The following is a 19,555-nucleotide window of genomic DNA, read 5'->3' as shown; positions in this document are numbered from 1 at the left end:
CAGAGCGAGACGCCAAGATGGCCAACTTCCAGCTGTTCAACACCCAACAGGCAAAAGCGCCAGCGAGCACCACCCTGAACGCTTCCAAGGCACCGGCTTATGCCTACAACGCCAAGCATCGCCTGGCCCAGCTGGCGGTCACCGGTTGCCTGAACTCGACCTTCTACACCTCGCCTGAAGGTCAACTGGAAGCGGTACTGCAATTGGTGAGCGAACTGGACAGCCGCTTCGTCGCCCAGGCCGCCCGTTACGCTCGGCAGCAAGGCCATATGAAAGACATGCCGGCGCTGCTGCTGGCGGCGCTGACGGCGCAACGCTCGGCCCTGGTACCGGAGCTGTTCGCTCAGGTAGTGGACAACGGCAAGATGCTGCGCAACTTCGTGCAGATCCTGCGCAGCGGCGTGACCGGGCGCAGATCCCTGGGATCGCAGCCCAAGCGTCTGGTGCAGAACTGGTTGAACAGTGCTACCGAGCGCCAGCTGTTGCAGGCCTCGGTGGGCAACCAGCCGTCCCTGGCGGACGTGGTGAAGATGGTTCACCCCAAGCCAAGTGAAGCCTGGCGTGAAGCCTTCTTTGCCTGGTTGATCGGCAAGCCGGTGGATGTGCAGGCGTTGCCTGAGCTGACCCGCGAACTGCTGGCGTTTCGCAGTGGCGCGACAACCCAGGTGCCGCAGGTGCCGTTCCAGTTGCTGGGCAACGAGACGCTGAGTGCCGAGCAATGGGCCGCTCAGGCCCGCAACATGGGCTGGCAGGGACTGCGCATGAACCTCAACACCCTGGCCCGCCACGGCGCGTTCCAGGTGCCGGGTTGCACTGAGTATGTGGCGGCGCGGCTGGCGGATGCCGGTGAAGTGGCCAAGGCCCGGGTTTACCCGTACCAACTGCTGGCGGCCTACCGCATGGCTGGTGAGGATGTACCGCAGTTGGTCCGCGAGGCGCTGCAGGATGCCCTGGAACTGTCTCTGGCCAACGTCCCGGCGTTGCAAGGCAACGTGGTGGTGTGCCCGGATGTCTCGGGGTCGATGCACAGTCCGGTCACCGGCTATCGCCAGGGCGCTACCACGGCGGTGCGTTGCATCGATGTGGCGGCACTGGTGGCGGCAGCGGTGCTGCGCAAGCAGCCGGCGGCGCGGGTCATGCCGTTCGAGCGGGAGGTGGTGAACATCCGCCTCAACCCTCGGGACAGCGTGATGAGCAACGCCCAGAAGCTGGCGGACATCGGTGGTGGTGGGACCAACTGCTCGGCACCCCTGGCCCAACTGGCCAACGCCAAGTGCCGCGTGGACACCCTGATCCTGGTCTCGGACAACGAGTCGTGGATCGATGCGCGGCGTCATGGGGCCACGGAAACGATGCGCCAATGGGAGCGGATCCGTGCCATCAATCCGCAGGCGCGGCTGGTGTGCATCGATATGCAACCCGGCGCCACGACCCAGGCGCCAGACCGCGAGGACATCCTCAACGTCGGCGGCTTCAGTGACGCAGTGTTCGATGTGATCGAACAGTTCACCGCAGGCAACTACGGTGCGCAGCACTGGGTGGAGGCGATCGAGGCGATGCCGCTCTGATCGCTGGAACATGAGATAAACCGTGCGCCGGCCAGCCGGCGCACCCCACAGACTTTTTGATCATTGGCCCTGAATGCCGCTGTGACTACATCCAAAGACGTCTCAGCAACTTTTGTCAGGGCCGGTGAGGGCACGAATGCCAGTGGCTGTACATCCTGGTTCTGCCGGTTCGACTCCGGCTATCAGTCACTCCTTTTGTCGTGCCACCCTTTGGTTTTTTGCGACGAATGCTGATGGAACTACATCCCAGGTTCGAGATGCGGGTTCGATTCCCGCCGGTGCTGGAAAACGGTGCCGTGGTTCAATGGTCAGAACACGAACGCAATGTTTCATCGACCCTTGTCGTCGCATCTTTTTCCCCGCCTCGGCGGGATGGCAGCGAATGCCACAGGTACTACATGGTGTCGCGGGTTCGAACCCCGCCAGCCGCAAGGCTGTAGCTCAGTTGGTAGAGCAAATGTGCCTGTTCCCTTGTCGCTGCCCGCAGGCCCGGCCTGCACCGATTGACCCGGCGAATGCCGGTGGAACTACAGGACAGCGTGGTCGCGGGTTCGAGTCCCGTTCACCGCAAGGTGCTAGCTCAGAGGCAGAGCGCGCTGCATGTTCCACCTCCACTTGTCGCCGTCTGCACCGAACACCGCAACTCCGTAGGAGCTGGCTTGCCAGCGAAGAGGCCCCCGAGATCGTCTGCTGCGCCCCGGCTCCTGCACAACCTATTGAACAAGGCCGAATCACCGGCCACAGGAAAAAGAGTCAACGACATGGAACACAAAACCTACCAACTGCTGGAAGTCGCCAACGGCAAGCCGATCAAGATGTGGACCCAGGGCGTGCCCGTGGAAAACGAAGCCCGCCAGCAGTTGATGAACACCGCGAAGATGCCGTTCATCTTCAAGCACCTGGCTGTGATGCCGGACGTGCACCTGGGTAAGGGGTCGACCATCGGTAGCGTGATCCCCACGGTGGGCGCGATCATCCCGGCCGCGGTCGGGGTGGATATCGGTTGCGGAATGATCGCCGCCCGTACCTCGCTGACTGCCTCCGACCTGCCGGATAACCTGGCCGGGTTGCGTAGCGCCATCGAGCAGGCGGTGCCCCACGGCCGTACCTCGCCCCGTAGCGGTCGCGATAAAGGTGCCTGGGGTGATGTGCCGCAGCAGACCGACCTGGCTTGGGCGGCCTTGCATCCGCGCTTCAAGGCGATCACCGATAAGTACCCGGCGCTGGCCAACAGCAACAACCGCCAGCACCTGGGAACCCTCGGCGGAGGTAACCACTTCATCGAGGTCTGCCTGGATGAAGCCAACCGTGTCTGGTTCATGCTCCACAGCGGTTCCCGTGGCGTAGGTAACGCCATCGGCAACCTGTTCATTCACCTGGCCCAGGCCGATATGCGTCAACATATCGCCAACCTGCCGGACCGCGACCTGGCCTACTTCGAGGAAGGCAGCCAGCACTTCAACGATTACGTGGAAGCCGTGGCCTGGGCCCAGGATTTTGCCCGGCAAAACCGTGAGCTGATGATGCAACTGGTGATCCAGGCCACCCGCAAGGTGATCAGCAAGCCCTTCGAAGTGGCGCTGGAGGCAGTCAACTGCCACCACAACTACGTGCAGAAGGAGCGCCACTTCGGTGAAGAGGTGCTGGTGACCCGCAAGGGCGCGGTGTCGGCGAAGAAGGGCGAGCTGGGGATCATTCCGGGTTCGATGGGGGCCAAGAGCTTCATCGTTCGCGGGCTGGGTAACGAAGAGGCGTTCTGCTCTTGCAGCCACGGTGCCGGGCGTACCATGAGCCGCACCAAGGCCAAGAACACCTTCACCCTGGCCGACCAGATCCGCGCGACCGCCCATGTGGAGTGCCGTAAGGACGAAGCGGTGATCGATGAAATCCCGATGGCCTACAAGGACATCGACCAAGTGATGCACGCCCAGCGCGAGCTGGTGGAAGTGCTGCACACCCTGCGTCAGGTGGTGTGCGTTAAGGGGTAGAACAATGGACGACATGGACGCCTTGATAGCGGCGCCGCCCGGCTGGCATTACCAGCTGAGCGACTACGAAGCCCGCCGCGTGCGGGAAGTGATGGACGAATTGGACAGGCACAGCGCCTGGCTGGAACTGAGCCGCTTCGGCAACGGTTTCGTGCGTCAGGCCGCCGTGCGCGGCCTGGCCGCGCAGCCCTCGGCCGAGGCTTTGGCGGCCTTGCTGGAACGCCTCAACGACTGGGTGCCCCAGGTGCGCCAGGAGGCGGCCGCGGCGCTCGAGGGTTATCTGGCACCCGAGCGCGCCGAGCTGCTGTTGCAGAGCCTGACACCGCTGCTGGCCCTGGCCGGCAAACAGCGCGCTGACCACGGCGCGACCCTGGAGCGGGCGCGTTCGGTGTTGCAGTTGGCCCAGGTACGCAAAGAAGTTGAAGACGCTTTTGGCGGTTGTCGGGGCAAGGCTGCGCGCTTTGTCTTCGAACTGTTGCTCGAAGGGGCGCAGGATCGGGCGGCGCTGCTGGCTCGGGCTCTGCGCCACCGTGAGGTCAGTGTGCGGCAGATGGCGGTGGATGCCTGCGCCGAACTGCCGGCCGCGCAGGCCGTGCCTTTGCTGGAAGAGGTGATGCACAGCTGCGGTGCCAGTGTGCGGGTCAAGGCTCTGCGCTTGTTGCTGCCGTTGCTGGCCGATCCTCGCGAGTATCTGAGTCAGGCATTGCTGGACCCTTCGGGGGCCTTGCGTTGCCTGGCCCATTGGGCCGCGCCCCGTCACGGGCTGGACCCGCGTGAGGTGTTGCTGCAGCGCCTGCAACTACCGGCACCACGGAACAAGCGTGGTTGGCTGGGCCTGCTGGGACTGGTCAAGGAACTGCAGGAGCCCCGGGCCGACGCCATGGTGCAACAGGCCCTGGCCTCGCCGGCGCCGAGTGTGCGTCTGCTGGCCCTGCAGACCCTGGGCGAGCGCGGCATGGCTCAGCAACTGCAAGCCTTGGACGATGCTTCGGACAAGGTCTTCAACTGCGCGCTGGGACTGTTGCACGAGCAACCCTGGGCGGTGTTCGACGAGGCCCTGGAACAGCGTCTGGATCAGCACTGGCATGAGCTGCCCAAGGCGCGGCGCTGGGCCCTGCTGGCCCTCAAGCCGGGCTGGCGTCAATTGGAGTACCTGCTGTGGCGCCTGGGGCAGGGCGGCAGTGAAGCCGCCTATTGGCGCGAGACCCTGGCGCGCTGGTGCGATAGCCGCTACGGGATGTTCGACCCGGTCACCCCCAAGCCGCTGCGCGAAGCCATGGTGCAGCGTTTGCAGGCCATGGAAGCGGCCGGGGAACTGCCCGCCGGTTCGGCCAAACGGCTGCTGTGAAGAAGGGAGAGCCGAGATGTTGAGCCCATTTGAAGATGAGCACAGCCGGGCGCTGCGCCAACAACTGCAAGCGGCGTTTTGCGTGTTCGATTTTGTGCGGCTGACGGTGGAGCCGGGTGTTGAGGTGAATCAAGCCTTGCACCGCCAGGGATTGCAGTACCTGTATCAGCACTTGATGGCCTCGCGCCGCGAGGCCTTGGAAAAACTGCGTCAGGACCCGCGTTACGCCGACGTTGGCGAACCGCAGTTACGCTGGGAAGCAGAGCGTGCGCTGCCTGAGGTACTCAGCCAGGAACAAGTCCGGCAGCTGGTCTGCGAAAACCTGGAGCAGCAGGACCTGGCCTTGTACCGAGCGTTTCGCCAGCCGCCATATGGGCTGCATTTCCCTGGCGGCGCCGAGCAGGCTCGGCAGGTGTACGGCCAATGGCTGGACTTGCTGGGGCTGGACCCCGAACAGCAGCCCCAGGTGATCAACTGGGTGGGCAACCTGGAACTGGACTGTCAGGCGCCGGACATGGGGCCGCACTTGCAGCCCTGGAGTGAGTATTTCGACGAAGGCCTGGAGTGGTGGGGCGTCTGGTGCCTGACGGTGTGGAACCCCGAGCGCCGGACCCTGAGTGTGCTGGTCGCCAGCGCCACGGATTGAACAAGGAACAGGATCATGGAACACCTAGAGCGCCATCCCCTGAGCAGCGCCATGCGCGAACGGGTATTGGCCGAGCTGGCGCGGATCGAGCGCGAGCGCAATGTGCAGGTGCTGTATGCCTGCGAATCCGGCAGTCGGGCCTGGGGCTTTGCCTCCACCGACAGTGATTACGACGTGCGTTTTGTCTATGTGGAAAAGCCCGAGTGGTTCATCCAGGTCGATGCCGGGCGCGACGTGATCGAGCGACCCCTGGATGACGAGCTGGACATCAGCGGCTGGGAACTGCGCAAGACCCTCGGGCTGTTGCGCAAGTCCAACCCGACCCTGCTGGAATGGCTGGATTCGCCCCTGGTGTATCGCAGCGAGCCGGTCGCCGCTGCGCGCCTGCGCGAGCTGGCGGAGGCGTTCTACAGCCCGCCGGCAGCGCGCAATCATTATCTGTCGATGGCCAAGAAGAACTTTCGCGGTTACCTGCAAGGCGACAGCGTGCGTTTCAAGAAGTACTTCTACGTGCTGCGGCCGTTGCTGGCGGTGCGCTGGATCGACCAGGGCCGCGGCCGACCGCCGATGACCTTTGCCGATCTGCTGACCACCGTCGACCATCAGCCACTGCTGGACGAAGTGGCTGAGCTGCTGGCCTTGAAGCGCAGTGCCGACGAGTCCGCCTACGGACCGCGGCGCCAGGCGCTGCACGCCTTTATCGCCGCCGAGCTGGAACGCCCGGTGCCGAAACTGGCGCGTACCCATGAAGACAACGCGTTGCTGGACGCCTACTTGCGAGAAACGGTCCGGCACTACGCCTGAGGAATGTGATGAAACAGGATGTAATCGAACTGGACGGCGCCATCGGCGGCGGTCAGGTACTGCGCAGCGCCTTGAGTCTGTCGATGATCAGCGGCAAGACCCTGCGCATTCATAATATTCGTGCCCGGCGCAGCCGCCCGGGGTTGCTGCGTCAGCACCTGACGGCGGTGCAGGCTGCGGCTCAGGTCTGTGGCGCCAAGACCTCGGGGGTCGAGCTCGGCTCCCAGGCGCTGAGCTTCGAGCCGGGGCCGATCCGTGGCGGCGACTACCGCTTTGCCATCGGCACTGCGGGCAGTTGCACCCTGGTGCTGCAGACTCTGCTGCCGGCCTTGTTGCAGGCGCCGCAGCCGAGCCGCGTGAGCATCAGCGGCGGCACCCACAATCCCCTGGCGCCGCCGGTGGATTTTCTCCAGCAGGCCTGGTTGCCACAGCTGCGGCGCATGGGGGGGCGGGTCGAGCTGCAACTGCTGCGCCACGGCTTTGTCCCGGCCGGCGGTGGTGAGCTGGAGGCCTTTGTCCAACCGTCGGTGCTGCAGCCCCTGCACCTGGAGGAGCGTGGCGCATTGCTGGGGAGTCGGGCCTGGGCGTTGAGCGCGGGCCTGCCCGAGCATGTAGCGGAGCGCGAGTTGCGTCGGGTGCACAATCGTCTGGAACTGCCTCGGGAGCACCTCACCGCGGTGCAGCTGGATGAACAATACGGCCCGGGCAATGTGCTGTTGCTGGAGTTCGCCTTCGAGCACCTGACCGAGCTGTTCAGCGGTTTCGGCCAGAACAGCCTGCGGGCGGAAAAGGTTGCCGACGGCGCCATCGATCAGGCCCGGGACTGGCTGGATTCCGGCGCGGCGGTGGCTGAGCACCTGGCCGATCAACTGCTGCTGCCCATGGCCCTGGCTGGTGGCGGCAGCTTCACCACGCCGCGCATGACCGAGCATCTGGAGAGCAACATGCGGGTGATCGAAGCGTTCCTGCCGGTACGTATCGAATCGCGTTTGCTGAGCGAGCAACGGCTGCGCGTGGAGTGTCACGCTCTGGTTTGACCTGTGTAGAGTGCTGCGCCATCCGGACGTTCTCGCCCTGCTGCAGCGCAGGCGTCTCTGAGGATGATGCAGGGCTCAAGGGCCTCTTCGCCGGCAAGCCGGCTCCTACAGTTTGTGCAACGGTTGGTTTGACTCTCAGGGAAGTACGCAATGGATGGCAACGCCTGGCTCAAGGCCTTGAACAAACTGCTGACGATGGTGCAGCGCGTGGTGTTGCTCAGTGGCTGGTTTCTCGCCGCTCTGGTGCTGGGGCTCACCATCAAGTCCGGGTTGCAGCCCTTTCTTGCCATGTTCCTGGCCTCGTTGCTGGTGATCATCAGCGTGCTGGTGCATGAAGGCGGGCATTACCTGGGCGCCCGCTGGTGTGGGATGCCGGTGTTGCAGGTACGGATTGCTGCCGTGGAGTTGCAGGTGCTGCGCCGCGGCTGGCGCCTGCGGTGGTCGCCGCAGCTCAAGCGCAATCGCCTGGGGGGCTACGTGATGGCCGCAAGCAATCCGCAACGGCCGTTGCGTGGTCAGTGGATGGTGGTGGCGCTGAGCGGGCCGCTGCTGAACCTGTTGGTGGGCGGTGCGGCCCTGGGGCTGGGGTTGCACTGGCAAGGGGTGCCCGGCGCCATTGCCCTGGCCTTTGCCGTCATCAATCTGGTGATGGGGGTGGGCAACCTGCTGCCGGCCTGGCGGGTATCACCCAGCGACGGCATGCTCTTGCTGAGTTGGTATGTGCATCGCGACGATCAACGTCCGGAACTGGCCCAGGCGCGCCTGCTGGCCTTGACCGTGTCTGGTGTCCCCAGCGCGCAGCTGCCGGCCCAGGACCTTGAACGTCTGGCCCGGGGCGCCATGCCAGAACCCCTGGTCGCTTTCGGCTACCGGCTCAACGCAAGGCAGGACCAGGGCGACTGGCCCGGGGTGCTGCAAATGGAGCAGGAGCTGGATGAGCTGCTTGAAGCCCGGGCCGGGGAGCTCACGGGGATGAGCGTTGTGATCGAGTTGTTGCGCGGCGAACTGGCCTTCAGCCGTGCCTATCTGCAGCGCGACGCCAGCGTCCTGAAGAACGCACCGATGGGAGCCGATGTCGACTGGTATGCGCCTTGGCTGCGGCCGCGCTGCCTGGCTTTGCAGGCGATCCTTGAGGGTGATCGACAACAGGGCGAGGCGTATATGCAGCAAGCACTGCAGGCGGCGCAGAACTGCGTGGTGCTCTCTCAAGGCCAGAGCGAAGCCCTGCTGGCCGAGCACCTGCGGGCCCTGCCGAAGCCATAGCCCGGCCGTTGCGCCGGCTGTTCGTGAGAGTCAGGGGAGCCCCGGGCTTGCCAGCGAAGGCGTCCCTGAGGAGGGCGCCGGGCTGACCGGCCTCTTCGCCGGCGGGCCGGTTTCTGCCGGGGGGATGCAGTGGGCGAAAGTGATCGGTATGCGCGCGCAAAACTCTTATACTCCGGCGCTTTATTTTCCCTACCCAGCAAGAGGAACACCCCGTGGCCAACGAACCGGATCAGGATTTCTTCAACCGCGCCGACGCCATCATCGAGTTGACCAACTCTCACATTGCCGACAGCAGCCGGGGCAAGGCCAGCGCTTCGCTGATGTACGCCAACGCGCGTTTCAGCGCCTGGGTCAGCGCCTGCGGTTGCCGCAATGCCGAGGAACTGGCGGCGTCCAAGCAGCAGGCGGTGGACTATTTCCTTGAGGAGTTTCGCCTGATGCTGGAGGAGAACCTCACCGATTACGTTGAGAACTACTCGCGCTACATGAACGCCAATCCGGATTGAAAACAGTCGCCGCGGTCTTGCCCAGGCCGCTTTCGTGAGTCGGTCGGGCAGTCGCTTGCTGCCCCGTTGCAACCCGGGCACTTATCGCCTCGGGTTGTCTGCCGCGCACCTTGCATAGCCCTTTGATCTGAGCGTTCCAGGACCGTGGCAACCGTTGGTCCTGTTGTCTTGCGGCCATCCCGAGCGCCGCCAGGGGCTCAACTACACTGCGCCTGCGGCAAGCCTTGCCGGTCGTCATACCTCCTTCTCAGGGAGGCCGACGGCCCGGTGGTTTCAGGCCCCGCGACCCACAGGAACACACCTAATCAGCAAGGAGTGCCAACCATGATCGTCATTCCACAACGTGTCATTGAAAACGGTAGTGTCATCTCGCTGCGCGGCGACTCGGGCAACTATATGTCGCGGATGGGCGCGACCGGGCTTGAGCTTTCCAAGGGCTCCATCGACCAATACTGCAAGTTCCGGGTGGTGCTGGTGCAAATCGGCACCGACAAGAAACTCGCGCTGCAGGGCGACACAGGCAAGTTCATGTCGCGCATGGGGGCGACGGGGCTGGAGTTGTCCAAGGACAGCATCGATCAGTATTGCCAATTCGCCTATGCCATCGATACCGCCAGCGGGCAGATTTCCCTGCGCGGCGACAACGGCAAGTGGATGTCGCGGATGGGCGAGACAGGGCTCGAGTTGTCCAAGGACGGGATCGACCGGTTCAGCCAGTTCATGCTGGTCCTGGAAGGTTGATGCCCGGGTGATCGAGTAGCTCCCAGGCGCCGGCCGGGGCAAGACGGTGACGGTCTTTCGCAGGTGCGAGCATTCGTCCACCGATTGAACCCGTGGTGCAGGGCCGGACACGCTCTGTCGAGCGTCAGTGCTGTCATCAGCGCCGTTGTCGAGCCGGTCGCGGGTATTCACACACACACACATACTGGTCACAGAAAACGTGACCGGCGTCACTCTTTTCTCAAGTGATCCATGACCCTGGTCGATAAGCTCTGAATGCCTATTGATATGGAGTTCGTCATGGCCTTGCTACCGGTTCGTCTGTCTCATCGTTTGACCCTCGGCAGTGTGCTGCTGTTGCTGTTCACGGCGTTGGCGGTATTTGCCGTGATGACCCTGCGGGGGCAGCCCAGAGTGGTGGAGGCGAGCTCGGCGTTGATCGAACAGACCGGCAGTGCCATCGTCCGGCAACTGGCCTTGCAGTTGGCCGGGATCGAAGGGGTGACCGCCAGCATGGCCCATCTGGTGGAGGGGCTGCCCAAGGAGCAGGCGCTGGTCATGGCCACCTTGCCCAAGGTGATCGACCACGAAGGCGACAAGGCGATTGCCGGTGGCGGTATCTGGCCGCAACCCAATGCCTTCGAGGCGGGCGTCGAGCGCCGCAGTTTCTTCTGGGCCCGCAGCGATGCCGGGCCCCTGGCGTTTTCCGATGACTACAACGCTGCCGGCAGCGCCGGCTATCACCACGAAGCCTGGTACACCGGCGCGCGCAACAGTGCGCCGGGGCGTTGCCTGTGGTCCGAGGCCTACCAGGACCCGGTGACCCAGGTGCCGATGACCACGTGCAGCGTGCCCTATCGTCAGGACGGCACTTTTGCCGGGGTTGCCACCATCGACCTGCGCCTGGATGACCTGGCACGCTTTCTCAAGGAGCAGGGTTCGGTCACCGGCGGTTATGCCTTTGCCCTGGATCAGGCCGGCAATGTCCTGTATTTCCCCGATGCCCAGGCCGGTGGCGGTGGGCAGATGCTCAGTTTTGAGGCCTTGAGCAAGCAGCAGCCCTGGCTGCATCCGGTGGCCGAGGCCCTGGCCAAGGCGGCGCCTGCCGGGCAGGTGCGCAGCCTGGATCTGGCGGAAGATGGCCGGCTGCAGGAAGCGGTGCGGGTCAGTCTGTTCAGCATGCCCGGCAGTGGCTGGACCATTGGCCTGGTGACCCCGGAGCAGAAGGTCACCGGCCTGGCCCGGGCCATGACCACCGAGATCCTGGTGTTTCTCTTGCCGTTGCTGGCCCTGCTGCTGTTCTTCGCCTGGCTGGGCGGGCACAAGCTGATTGCCCAGTTGGAAGAAACCACTCAGCAGATCGACGCCCTGGGCCGTGGCCAGGCCACGGACAACGCCGAGTTGCACGTGGCCCGGGCCGATGAGATCGGTGCCTTGCGCGGCGCGGTCAACCGCTACGCCGGGCAGTTGCGGCAGATGCTGCAGAAGATCGCCAGCGAAGCCCGGCAGTTGCAGAACGAGGCCGGGCGCCTGGGCGAGTTGAGCGGCACCCTGGCCCAGCGGGCCGAGCAGCAACGCCAGGAAAACACCCAGTTGGCCACGGCCATTACCGAGATGTCCTCCAGCGCCCTGGAAGTGGCGCAGAACACCAACAACTGCGCCGACACCGCCCGCCAGTCCCTGGTGGTGGTACAGGACGGCCAGCAGCGAGTAGCGGCCAACAGTCAGTCGATCCAGCAACTGTCCACGGAAATGGCCGAGGCCACTGCGGTGATCCAGCGCCTGGAACAGGACAGCCAACAGGTCGGCGCGGTGCTGGATGTGATCAAGGCCATCTCCGAGCAGACCAACCTGCTGGCGCTCAATGCCGCCATCGAGGCCGCTCGGGCCGGCGAGCAAGGCCGCGGCTTTGCCGTGGTGGCGGATGAGGTGCGGACCCTGGCCGGCCGGACCCAGACCTCGGCCAACGAGATCAGCGGCATGATCAGCGATCTGCAGCTGGCGTCACGTCAGGCGGTGCAGGCCATCCAGGCCGGCGAAGCACGTACCCGTGAAGCCGTGGGCGAGGCCTCCGGCGCGTCGCAGGCACTGTCGAGCACTGTCACCAGCTTCGACGATATTTCCCAGCGCGCGCAGCAGATTGCTGTGGCGGCGCAGCAGCAGAGCCATGTGACCCAGGAGATCAACGAACTGGCGGTGCGTATCCACGGCATTAGCGAGGACAACGCCCGGGACGCCCAGGCCCTGGATAAGGTCAGCGAGGCGATGCAGGCCCTGTCCGGGCGCTTGTCGAACCTCAGCCAGGGCCACAGCTGAGGCATTGCCTGCCCGGGCCGCCAGTGCTCCGGGCGGGTTGCAGTCCCCCCCGGGCCGCAGTCGCCGGCCCGTTTCAGATCTGGCTGAACATCATCAGCTTGAAGTTCAGCAACAGCCCCAACGACACCCAACCGATCCCCAGCAGGCCATTGATCAGCGGCTTGCCGGGCGCCACGCGCGTGGCCAGGAAACGGGCGATGGCGGCGCCGATCAGCGCGCCGGGAAAGTCGAACAGGTAGAACAGCCAGCCCATGGCGTCCTCCGGGGAACTGATCCACAGGCTGAACAGCTGCAGGTGCGCGGCCAGGGCCAGGGCCACCCCGGTGAACAGCGCCGGCGTGGGCCGGGTGCACAGCAGCAGGCCGAGGATCAGCCCCTGGGGCAGCCAGTAGGCGGCGAAGTTTTCCCAGAAGTAATCCAGCGGTTGCCAGGCCCGGACGACTGCCAGGGACAGCCCCCAGAGGAGCGCGACGAGGGCGGGCAGGTACTTGAGGGGGGCAACGGGTACAGCGAGTGAGGGTGAGGGCATTGCAGAGTCTCGACGATCAAGGGGCATCAGCGGTGGTGGCCGCCGGGTAGGGTAGCGGTGGTATCGCTGCAGAGTTCGTGGACGCATTGGCGCAACCAGCGATGGGCCGGATCGGCCTCCATGCGCGGGTGCCAGAGCAGGGAAATGGTCATCTCCGGCAGCGGCACCGGCAGGCTGAAACTGTGCAGGCCTTCTCGCAGGTTGCTGGTATGGCGTTCGGGCACCATGGCGATCAGGTCCGACCCCCGGGCCAGGGCCAGGGCCGCGGAAAAACCGCTGACCAGGGTGACGATCTGCCGCTGCCGGCCCAGGGCCTGCAGAGCATCGTCCATACGGCCGTGGTCGTGCCCCTGGTGGGACATCAGGATGTGCTGGCCGGCCAGGTAGTGGTCGAGGCTCACCGGGCCGCGGCTCAAGGGATGGCCGCTGCGCACCACGCCGATGAAGCGATCGCGAAACAGCGCCCGGGTACGCAATTCGGGACTGGTGTCGGCATCGATCACTGCAGTTTCCAGGTCGACGCTGGCCTCGCGCAGGGGCTTGCTGTCGCGGTCCAGCTTGGGCACGAAATGCACCCGTACCCCGGGCGCTTCGGCCCGCAGGCGGTTGACCAGTGCCGGGCCGAAGTTCTCGACGAAACCGTCGCGGCTGCGCAGGGTGAAGGTGCGTACCAGTTGCCTGAGGTCGATCTGCTCGGCCGGGCGCAGGGCGGCCTGAGCTTGCTCCACCAGCGGCCCGACCAGCTGGCGCAGCTCCAGCGCCCGGGGTGTGGGCACCAGGCCGCGTCCGGCGCGGACCAGCAAGGGGTCACCAGTGGCCTGGCGCAGGCGGGACAGGGCCCGACTCATGGCCGACGGGCTCAGGTTCAGGCGCAGGGCGGCCCGGGCCACACTGCCTTCGCTCAGCAGTACGTCCAGGGTCAGTAGCAGATTCAGATCGGGAGTCGACATGGGCGGAATCTAGCACGCCTAAAGCTGACATGGCGTTGCGTGCATCAATTAACTGCAAAGCTTGCGTCTTCCGCCGGGTCTGGTGCGGACATAGGCTTGCGGGCAATGCCTTGATGGAGTCTGCGCAATGCCCACCCTTGAGTCGAACCGTCCCGCGCTTCAACCCCGGGCGCGCTGGGCCCTGGCCAGCCTGTCGCTGGCGATGCTGATGCCGTCCCTGGACACCAGCATCGCCAACGCTGCGCTGCCGAGCCTGGCCAGGAGCCTGGAGGCATCCTTCCAGCAGGTGCAGTGGATTGTCCTGGCCTACCTGCTGGTGATCACCACCTTGATTGCCAGCGCCGGGCGCCTGGGAGACCTGCTGGGTCGGCGCCGGGTGCTGCTGGGCGGGATCGCCCTGTTCACTCTGGCTTCGCTGCTCTGTGGCCTGGCCCCCAGCCTCGGCTGGCTGCTGGCGGCCCGGGCCCTGCAAGGCCTGGGGGCGGCACTGATGCTGGCCCTGAGCATGGCCCTGGTGGGCGATGCGCTACCCAAGGCCCACACGGGAACGGCCATGGGCGTGCTGGGCAGCATGTCGGCCCTGGGCACCACCCTGGGTCCGTCCCTGGGCAGCCTGTTGCTGGCCGGTGTTGGCTGGCGCTGGATTTTCCTGGTCAATGTGCCGTTGGGACTACTCGCTTGGCTGCTGGCCTGGCGTTGCTTGCCCGAGGACCCCAAGGCCACCTCAGCCAGCGCTTTCGATCTTCCCGGGACTGTGCTCCTGGCCCTGAGCCTGGGTGCCTATGCCCTGGCCCTGACCCTGGGGGACAACCCGCTGGCCCTGTTGAACCTGGGGCTGTTGTCGGCAGCGGTGGCAGCGGGCGTGCTGTTGGCGTGGGTAGAGCGACGGGCCGCCGCGCCGCTGTTTCAGCCTGCCTTGCTGCGCCGGCCGCAACTGCGCCGCAGCCTGCTACTGAGCCTGCTGGTGTCCACGGTGATCATGACCACTCTGGTGATCGGGCCTTTCTATCTGTCCCAGGGGCTGGGGCTGGCGACCGTCTGGGTGGGCCTGTGCCTGTCCCTGGGCCCGCTGGTGGCGACCCTGAGTGGGGTGCCCGCCGGGCGCCTGGTGGATAGGCTCGGCGCCCGGCTCTTGTGCCGGCTCGGGCTGCTGGGCATGTTCATCGGTTTGTGCCTGCTGGCACTGTTGCCCGCGAGCCTGGGGCTGGCGGGGTACTTGTTGCCCATTGCCCTGGTGACCGCCAGCTATGCGCTGTTCCAGGCCGCCAACAACAGCCTGGTGATGCTCGACGTGACAGCGCAGCAACGGGGGCTGACGGCGGGCCTGTTGAGCCTGTCACGCAACCTTGGTCTGATCAGCGGCGCCGCCGCCATGGGGGCGTTGTTTGCCGGGATGTCGCAGACGGGCGAGGGCGGTCCTGCCGATGTCGCGGCGGTGGCCCGCGGCATGCACTGGACCTTTGCGGTCGCCGCCGTCTTGATGCTGCTGGCGCTGATTGTCGCCCGTTGCGACCGGTTGTCCGAGGCGCCTGATCGGGCTTGTCGGTTGCCGCGCCCGAACTAAGCTTGGCCTGCACACCCCACCAAGGAGCAGGTCACCGTGAGCACACTTCGCACTCCTTCTTTAGGCCCGATTGTCGGGCACACCACCGATACGTCCTGCCGTTTATGGATCGCCGCTTCCGATGCCCTGGACGAGAAGGGCGTGGCGGAGGATATCCGCACCATCGGCGTGATTGGCGTGGTGGGCAGCAACGGCCGGGTCGCGGCGGACAACATCTTCTACTTTCGCCTGCGACGCGAGTATCACCGTACCGGCACTTTCAATCTCGGGGTGGACACCAGCCTGTGGGGCAGCCAGGCCGCGCGCAAGCAGCTCAAGCCCTTTTTGCTGACGCCTGACACCCGGTATCGGGTGCGCATGGCGTCGCTCAACGTCGATGACTCGGGCAACAACGATGATGATGTTTCCAGCGAGTCGGTGGTGCAGCGCCTGCCCGAGCCTGGGGCCTGGGCCAATGACCTGAACCGCACCGGGGTCGACAAGATGTACGTCGAGGCCGAGTTCACCACCCACGCCAGCGCCGCCGCCAAACCGGCGCCCCTGAGCTTTTTGCTGGGGTCCTGCCGCTACCCGGGGCTGCTGTGGAAACGCAAGCATTCCGACACCATCTTCGGGCCGATGCTGGCGGACCATGGGGATGCGCAACTGGTGCTGATGGTGGGTGACCAGATCTATGCCGACCTGTTCAACCGCCTGGTGCCGGTGGGCCTGGCGGATACTTTCGAGGAATTCGAGGAGCGCTACCACAGCGCCTTCGGCTCGCCGAACATCCGCCAATTGCTGGCCCACCTGCCCACCTACATGATCCTTGACGACCACGAGATCGAGGACAACTGGACCCAGGACCGGATTCGCAAGGACCGTGAAAAGCGCCTGCTGTTCAACTTCGCCATGGGGGCTTACATGAGCTACCAGTGGAGCCATGGACCGCGCTTTGCCGACAGCTATGTCCATGGCCGGGCCATGACCGGTGACGACAAGTACCTGCAGCAGTTGCAGACCAACCAGCTGTTCTATGACTTCTCTTGTGGCAACTACCCGTTCTTCGTGCTTGACACCCGTACCCAGCGCTTTCTCGACGATGTGCCGGACGCCCTGGAGGACAACCATCTGCTGGGCCGTCCTTCATTGCATCCCAGCGAACCGGGTCAGCTCGACCGGCTGTGTGCCTGGTTGCGGCACATGCAAGAGGATCGGGGCAACATCCCCAAGTTCGTGGTCACTTCCAGCGTCTTTGTGCCCAACGGTGTGGATACCGTGGGCACAGACTCTGATGCCGTGCGCCACAAGAACGACAGCGACTCCTGGTCGGCTTTCCCCGCCACGCGGCGCGCGGTGCTGGAAACCATGATCGAGCACCAGGTGCAGAACGTGGTGTTCCTGTCCGGAGACATTCACTGCTCGAACATTTCCCGGTTGGCGTTCAGTGCCGCGGGTCAGGCCCTGAAGTCCTACGCCGTCACCTCGTCGGCCTTCTACTGGCCCTTTCCCTTTGCCGACGGTGACCCGGCCGGTTACGTGCACGACTCAACGGCGCCGCAGACGCCGGACAGCTTTGCGCTCCTCGACGGTACCCACACCATGGATTACCACACCTGGGCCTTTACCCAGGCTGATAACTTCGCCCGTCTTGACTTGCATCCCGACAGCGCCGAGTTGGTGGTGCAGTTCTACGGCGCCGACGGTGAGCCGCTGGTGACCCGCAAGCAGGACGATGGGGTCAACAACCAGCCGGAACGGCTGCGGCTGGAGCCCTGGTAACGGCGCCTTACAGCCCCAGTTCCAGCGCCAGCAGGTCGGCCAGTGGCTGGCGCCGGCGGATCAGCTGTGGCTGGCCGTTGGCGAACAGCACTTCCGGCAGCAGCGGCCGGCTGTTGTAGTTGGAGGACATGCTGGCGCCATAGGCGCCGGTGTCGTGCAGCACCAGCAGGTCGCCGACCTGGGCCTGGGGCAGCAGGCGCGGGGTCAGGCATTCGTCGTCCTGAGTGAAGATGTCGCCGGACTCGCACAGCGGGCCGCCGACCACGGTCAGCTGTTGCGGGCGCTGCACCGGCTGGCCGGCGGCGTCCAGCAGGCTCATGCCGTGGTAAGCGCCGTACATGGCCGGGCGCATCAGGTCGTTGAAGCCGGTGTCCACCAGCACGAAGTGATGCTGGCCGGCGGTCTTCACCACCCGCACTTCGCTGACCAGGCAACCGGCCTCGGCCACCAGGAAACGCCCCGGTTCGATTTCCATGCGCACGCCGTGGCCCAGGTAGGCCTCGATCTCCCGGCGCGCAACGCTCCAGGCATTGGCGTAGCGCTGCACATCCACCGCAGTGTCGCCGTCGCGGTAAGGGGTGGACAGGCCACCGCCGATGGAGAACGCCTCGATGTCGTGGTCCAGGGATTTCACCGCCGCCACCATGGCCGCGCCCACTTGCTCCAGGTGGTCGTAGTCGACCCCGGAACCGATGTGCATGTGCAGGCCCACCAGGTGCAGGCCGTGCTGGCGGATCACCGCCAGGGCTTCGTCGACCTGATCGTGCCAGATGCCGTGCTTGCTGTTCTCGCCGCCGGTGTTGGTCTTGCGGCTGTGACCGTGGCCGAAGCCCGGGTTGATCCGCAGCCAGACCCGATGCCCCGGGGACTGTTCCCCGAGTTGACGGAGCATGTCGATGGAGCCGGCGTTGACTTCCACTTGCAGCTCCACCACACGCTTGAGGGTGGCTTCGTCGAACAGGTCGCAGGTGAAGACGATACCGGCATCGACCGGGCTGAAGCCGGCCAGCAGGGCCCGCTCGATTTCCCCCAGGGATACGGCGTCGACCCGCACCCCGGCTTCGCGGATCAGGCGCAGCAGGTGCAGGTTGGACGAGGCTTTCTGCGCGTAGCGCACCACGTCGAAGGCCTGTAACTGGGCAATGCGCGCCTGGATGGTGGCGGCGTCATAGCACCACAGCGGGGTGCCATATTGGCGGGCAGCGGCGACGAGTTGAGCGGGAGAGAAGGGAATGGCCATGGCGATTGCGGTCTGTGGTCAGTGAGAGTGGCTGCAGCATGCCGATTTCTGGCTATTCAATAAAATATCTATTCTTTGTTACATGATTCAGATTTGATATGGGTCGAGCGATCAAGCGAGCCTTTGTTCATGGACATCTCACTGCGGCACATCGAAGTATTCCGCGCCATCATGCAGGCCGGTAGCGTCACTGGCGCCGCGCGCCTGCTGTTCACCTCGCAGCCCACGGTGAGCCGGGAACTGGCGCGGCTGGAAGCGCTTTCCGGCCTGCGCCTGTTCGACCGTGAAGGCGGGCGCCTGCTGCCCACGGCCCAGGCCATGCTGCTGCTCGAGGAAGTGGAACGGGCCTATGTGGGGCTGGAGCGGATCAACAGCGTGGCTCAGTCGATCCGTCGTTTCGAGCATGGCCAATTGAGCCTGAGCTGCCTGCCGCTGTTCTCCCAGACCCTGCTGCCGAGGGTGTGCAAGCACTTCCAGGAGCGGCACCCGGGGATCGGCCTGAGCATCACCGCCCAGGAATCGCCGCTGCTGGAAGAATCCCTCAGTGCCCAGCGCCATGACCTGGGCCTCACCGAAAGCGAGCACCTGCCACGAGGCACCCAGGGGGAACTGCTGTTTTGCGCCGACATGGTCTGCATCCTCCCGGACGACCATCCGCTGCTGGTCAAGTCGCGGCTGGCCTCTGAAGATTTTCGTGGGCAGAACTTCATCAACCTCTCGGGCCTGGATATCTACCGGCAGACCCTGGACGAGCACTTTCGCCAGGCCGGGGTCGACCGCCGGGTGGTGGTGGAAACCACCAACGCCGCCTCGGTGTGCGCCATGGTGCGACAGAAACTGGGGGTGGCGATCATCAATCCCTTGAGCGCCATGGAAGAGGTGGGGCGTGGCTTGGCGATCCGTCCGTTGCAGTTGTCGGTGCCGTATCGAGTGATGCTGATCCGCCCTGACTACCGGCCTTCATCGAGTTTTGTCGAGGGCTTCTGCGAGTCGTTGCGGGGTGAGGCGGGGCGTCTGGATGAGCAGTTGAGCAGGCTAGTGCAGGCGCTGTAACTGCAACAGCGCCTCTAGTGTGGCGAGGAAACCCTAGCGCTCGATGGCCAATGCCACGCCCTGACCGCCGCCGATGCACAGGGTCGCCAGACCTTTCTTGGCATCGCGCTTGAGCATTTCATGCAGCAGGGTCACCAGCACCCGGCAGCCCGACGCGCCGATCGGGTGGCCGATGGCAATGGCGCCACCGTTGACGTTGACCTTGCTCGCGTCCCATTCCAGCTCCTTGGCCACGGACAGGGATTGTGCGGCGAAGGCTTCA

16 protein-coding genes and 2 pseudogenes are annotated in these 19,555 nt (G+C 65.0%); 14 read left to right on the top strand and 4 right to left on the bottom strand.

Going from position 1 to position 19,555, the window contains the following annotated elements:
• The first annotated feature begins 17 nt into the window (after positions 1 to 17).
• The 11 genes and pseudogenes from FW796_RS30525 to FW796_RS30475 all read left to right on the top strand — a co-directional run bounded on the left by FW796_RS30525 (position 18) and on the right by FW796_RS30475 (position 12,196).
• Entirely contained in the window at positions 18 to 1,568 is a 1,551-nt protein-coding gene (locus FW796_RS30525) for an RNA-binding protein (RefSeq protein ID WP_404939252.1), read from the top strand.
• A gap of 761 nt (positions 1,569 to 2,329) precedes the next feature.
• Positions 2,330 to 3,556, top strand: a complete 1,227-nt coding sequence (locus FW796_RS30520) for an RtcB family protein (protein ID WP_041117328.1) — start codon at positions 2,330 to 2,332, stop codon at positions 3,554 to 3,556.
• A gap of 4 nt (positions 3,557 to 3,560) precedes the next feature.
• A complete protein-coding gene (locus FW796_RS30515) occupies positions 3,561 to 4,904 on the top strand; it encodes a HEAT repeat domain-containing protein (RefSeq protein WP_404939254.1) in 1,344 nt (447 codons plus the stop codon).
• Between the two features lie 16 nt (positions 4,905 to 4,920).
• Positions 4,921 to 5,550 carry a hypothetical protein gene (locus FW796_RS30510; RefSeq protein ID WP_446440594.1) on the top strand — a complete coding sequence of 210 codons (630 nt, stop codon included), beginning with the start codon at positions 4,921 to 4,923 and terminating at the stop codon, positions 5,548 to 5,550.
• Positions 5,551 to 5,565: 15 nt separating this feature from the next.
• Complete coding sequence (locus tag FW796_RS30505) at positions 5,566 to 6,354, top strand: nucleotidyltransferase domain-containing protein (RefSeq protein WP_346636364.1); 789 nt, start codon at positions 5,566 to 5,568, stop codon at positions 6,352 to 6,354.
• Between the two features lie 8 nt (positions 6,355 to 6,362).
• Positions 6,363 to 7,391: an RNA 3'-terminal phosphate cyclase gene (rtcA, locus tag FW796_RS30500; RefSeq protein WP_404939258.1), complete on the top strand. Its 1,029-nt coding sequence runs from the start codon at positions 6,363 to 6,365 to the stop codon at positions 7,389 to 7,391.
• Between the two features lie 150 nt (positions 7,392 to 7,541).
• Entirely contained in the window at positions 7,542 to 8,654 is a 1,113-nt protein-coding gene (locus tag FW796_RS30495; RefSeq protein ID WP_446440593.1) for a site-2 protease family protein, read from the top strand.
• A 212-nt stretch (positions 8,655 to 8,866) separates the two neighbouring features.
• On the top strand, positions 8,867 to 9,160 hold the full coding sequence (locus FW796_RS30490; RefSeq protein WP_047285710.1) for a DUF3144 domain-containing protein: 294 nt from the start codon (positions 8,867 to 8,869) through the stop codon (positions 9,158 to 9,160).
• A 324-nt stretch (positions 9,161 to 9,484) separates the two neighbouring features.
• Positions 9,485 to 9,901: a fascin domain-containing protein gene (locus tag FW796_RS30485; protein ID WP_346636367.1), complete on the top strand. Its 417-nt coding sequence runs from the start codon at positions 9,485 to 9,487 to the stop codon at positions 9,899 to 9,901.
• A gap of 255 nt (positions 9,902 to 10,156) precedes the next feature.
• A pseudogene (locus FW796_RS30480) lies at positions 10,157 to 11,074 on the top strand (cache domain-containing protein); the annotation flags it as partial.
• On the top strand, positions 11,060 to 12,196 hold the full coding sequence (locus FW796_RS30475) for a methyl-accepting chemotaxis protein (protein ID WP_446440627.1): 1,137 nt from the start codon (positions 11,060 to 11,062) through the stop codon (positions 12,194 to 12,196). The pseudogene FW796_RS30480 and the gene FW796_RS30475, both read left to right, overlap by 15 nt.
• A gap of 73 nt (positions 12,197 to 12,269) precedes the next feature.
• Here the strand turns inward: FW796_RS30475 and FW796_RS30470 are convergent, their stop codons facing one another.
• Both FW796_RS30470 and FW796_RS30465 read right to left on the bottom strand, forming a co-directional pair.
• Entirely contained in the window at positions 12,270 to 12,725 is a 456-nt protein-coding gene (locus FW796_RS30470) for a hypothetical protein (protein ID WP_446440592.1), read from the bottom strand.
• Positions 12,726 to 12,751: 26 nt separating this feature from the next.
• Positions 12,752 to 13,675, bottom strand: a complete 924-nt coding sequence (locus FW796_RS30465) for a LysR family transcriptional regulator (RefSeq protein WP_446440591.1) — start codon at positions 13,673 to 13,675, stop codon at positions 12,752 to 12,754.
• Positions 13,676 to 13,802: 127 nt separating this feature from the next.
• Between FW796_RS30465 and FW796_RS30460 the strand changes: the two genes are divergently transcribed.
• Together FW796_RS30460 and FW796_RS30455 are read left to right on the top strand one after the other, a co-directional pair.
• Positions 13,803 to 15,239 (top strand): MFS transporter, encoded by a 1,437-nt coding sequence (locus tag FW796_RS30460; protein WP_446440590.1) that lies wholly within the window; start codon positions 13,803 to 13,805, stop codon positions 15,237 to 15,239.
• Between the two features lie 36 nt (positions 15,240 to 15,275).
• Positions 15,276 to 17,000 (top strand): alkaline phosphatase D family protein, encoded by a 1,725-nt coding sequence (locus FW796_RS30455; protein WP_346636372.1) that lies wholly within the window; start codon positions 15,276 to 15,278, stop codon positions 16,998 to 17,000.
• Between the two features lie 7 nt (positions 17,001 to 17,007).
• Here FW796_RS30455 and lysA read toward each other — a convergent pair whose 3' ends face one another.
• Positions 17,008 to 18,240 (bottom strand): diaminopimelate decarboxylase, encoded by a 1,233-nt coding sequence (gene lysA, locus FW796_RS30450; RefSeq protein ID WP_446440589.1) that lies wholly within the window; start codon positions 18,238 to 18,240, stop codon positions 17,008 to 17,010.
• A gap of 129 nt (positions 18,241 to 18,369) precedes the next feature.
• Between lysA and FW796_RS30445 the strand changes: the two genes are divergently transcribed.
• Positions 18,370 to 19,293 (top strand): LysR family transcriptional regulator, encoded by a 924-nt coding sequence (locus FW796_RS30445; protein WP_446440588.1) that lies wholly within the window; start codon positions 18,370 to 18,372, stop codon positions 19,291 to 19,293.
• Between the two features lie 33 nt (positions 19,294 to 19,326).
• Here the strand turns inward: FW796_RS30445 and FW796_RS30440 are convergent.
• Positions 19,327 to 19,555: pseudogene (locus FW796_RS30440) on the bottom strand (acetyl-CoA C-acetyltransferase); the annotation flags it as partial.

This window comes from Pseudomonas sp. 910_21 (assembly GCF_052850735.1).
This window is presented reverse-complemented; position numbering and strand designations above follow the sequence as displayed.

What these genes read in the sequence shown, in the direction of transcription:
- FW796_RS30485 (WP_346636367.1), top strand. Translation starts at nt 9,485, where the DNA reads ATGATCGTCATTCCACAACGTGTCATTGAAAACGGTAGTGTCATCTCG.
- FW796_RS30475 (WP_446440627.1), top strand. Translation starts at nt 11,060, where the DNA reads ATGCCCGGCAGTGGCTGGACCATTGGCCTGGTGACCCCGGAGCAGAAG.
- FW796_RS30470 (WP_446440592.1), bottom strand. Translation starts at nt 12,725, where the DNA reads ATGCCCTCACCCTCACTCGCTGTACCCGTTGCCCCCCTCAAGTACCTG.
- FW796_RS30495 (WP_446440593.1), top strand. Translation starts at nt 7,542, where the DNA reads ATGGATGGCAACGCCTGGCTCAAGGCCTTGAACAAACTGCTGACGATG.
- FW796_RS30520 (WP_041117328.1), top strand. Translation starts at nt 2,330, where the DNA reads ATGGAACACAAAACCTACCAACTGCTGGAAGTCGCCAACGGCAAGCCG.
- FW796_RS30510 (WP_446440594.1), top strand. Translation starts at nt 4,921, where the DNA reads ATGTTGAGCCCATTTGAAGATGAGCACAGCCGGGCGCTGCGCCAACAA.
- rtcA (WP_404939258.1), top strand. Translation starts at nt 6,363, where the DNA reads ATGAAACAGGATGTAATCGAACTGGACGGCGCCATCGGCGGCGGTCAG.
- FW796_RS30515 (WP_404939254.1), top strand. Translation starts at nt 3,561, where the DNA reads ATGGACGACATGGACGCCTTGATAGCGGCGCCGCCCGGCTGGCATTAC.
- FW796_RS30525 (WP_404939252.1), top strand. Translation starts at nt 18, where the DNA reads ATGGCCAACTTCCAGCTGTTCAACACCCAACAGGCAAAAGCGCCAGCG.
- FW796_RS30460 (WP_446440590.1), top strand. Translation starts at nt 13,803, where the DNA reads ATGCCCACCCTTGAGTCGAACCGTCCCGCGCTTCAACCCCGGGCGCGC.
- FW796_RS30505 (WP_346636364.1), top strand. Translation starts at nt 5,566, where the DNA reads ATGGAACACCTAGAGCGCCATCCCCTGAGCAGCGCCATGCGCGAACGG.
- FW796_RS30445 (WP_446440588.1), top strand. Translation starts at nt 18,370, where the DNA reads ATGGACATCTCACTGCGGCACATCGAAGTATTCCGCGCCATCATGCAG.
- lysA (WP_446440589.1), bottom strand. Translation starts at nt 18,240, where the DNA reads ATGGCCATTCCCTTCTCTCCCGCTCAACTCGTCGCCGCTGCCCGCCAA.
- FW796_RS30465 (WP_446440591.1), bottom strand. Translation starts at nt 13,675, where the DNA reads ATGTCGACTCCCGATCTGAATCTGCTACTGACCCTGGACGTACTGCTG.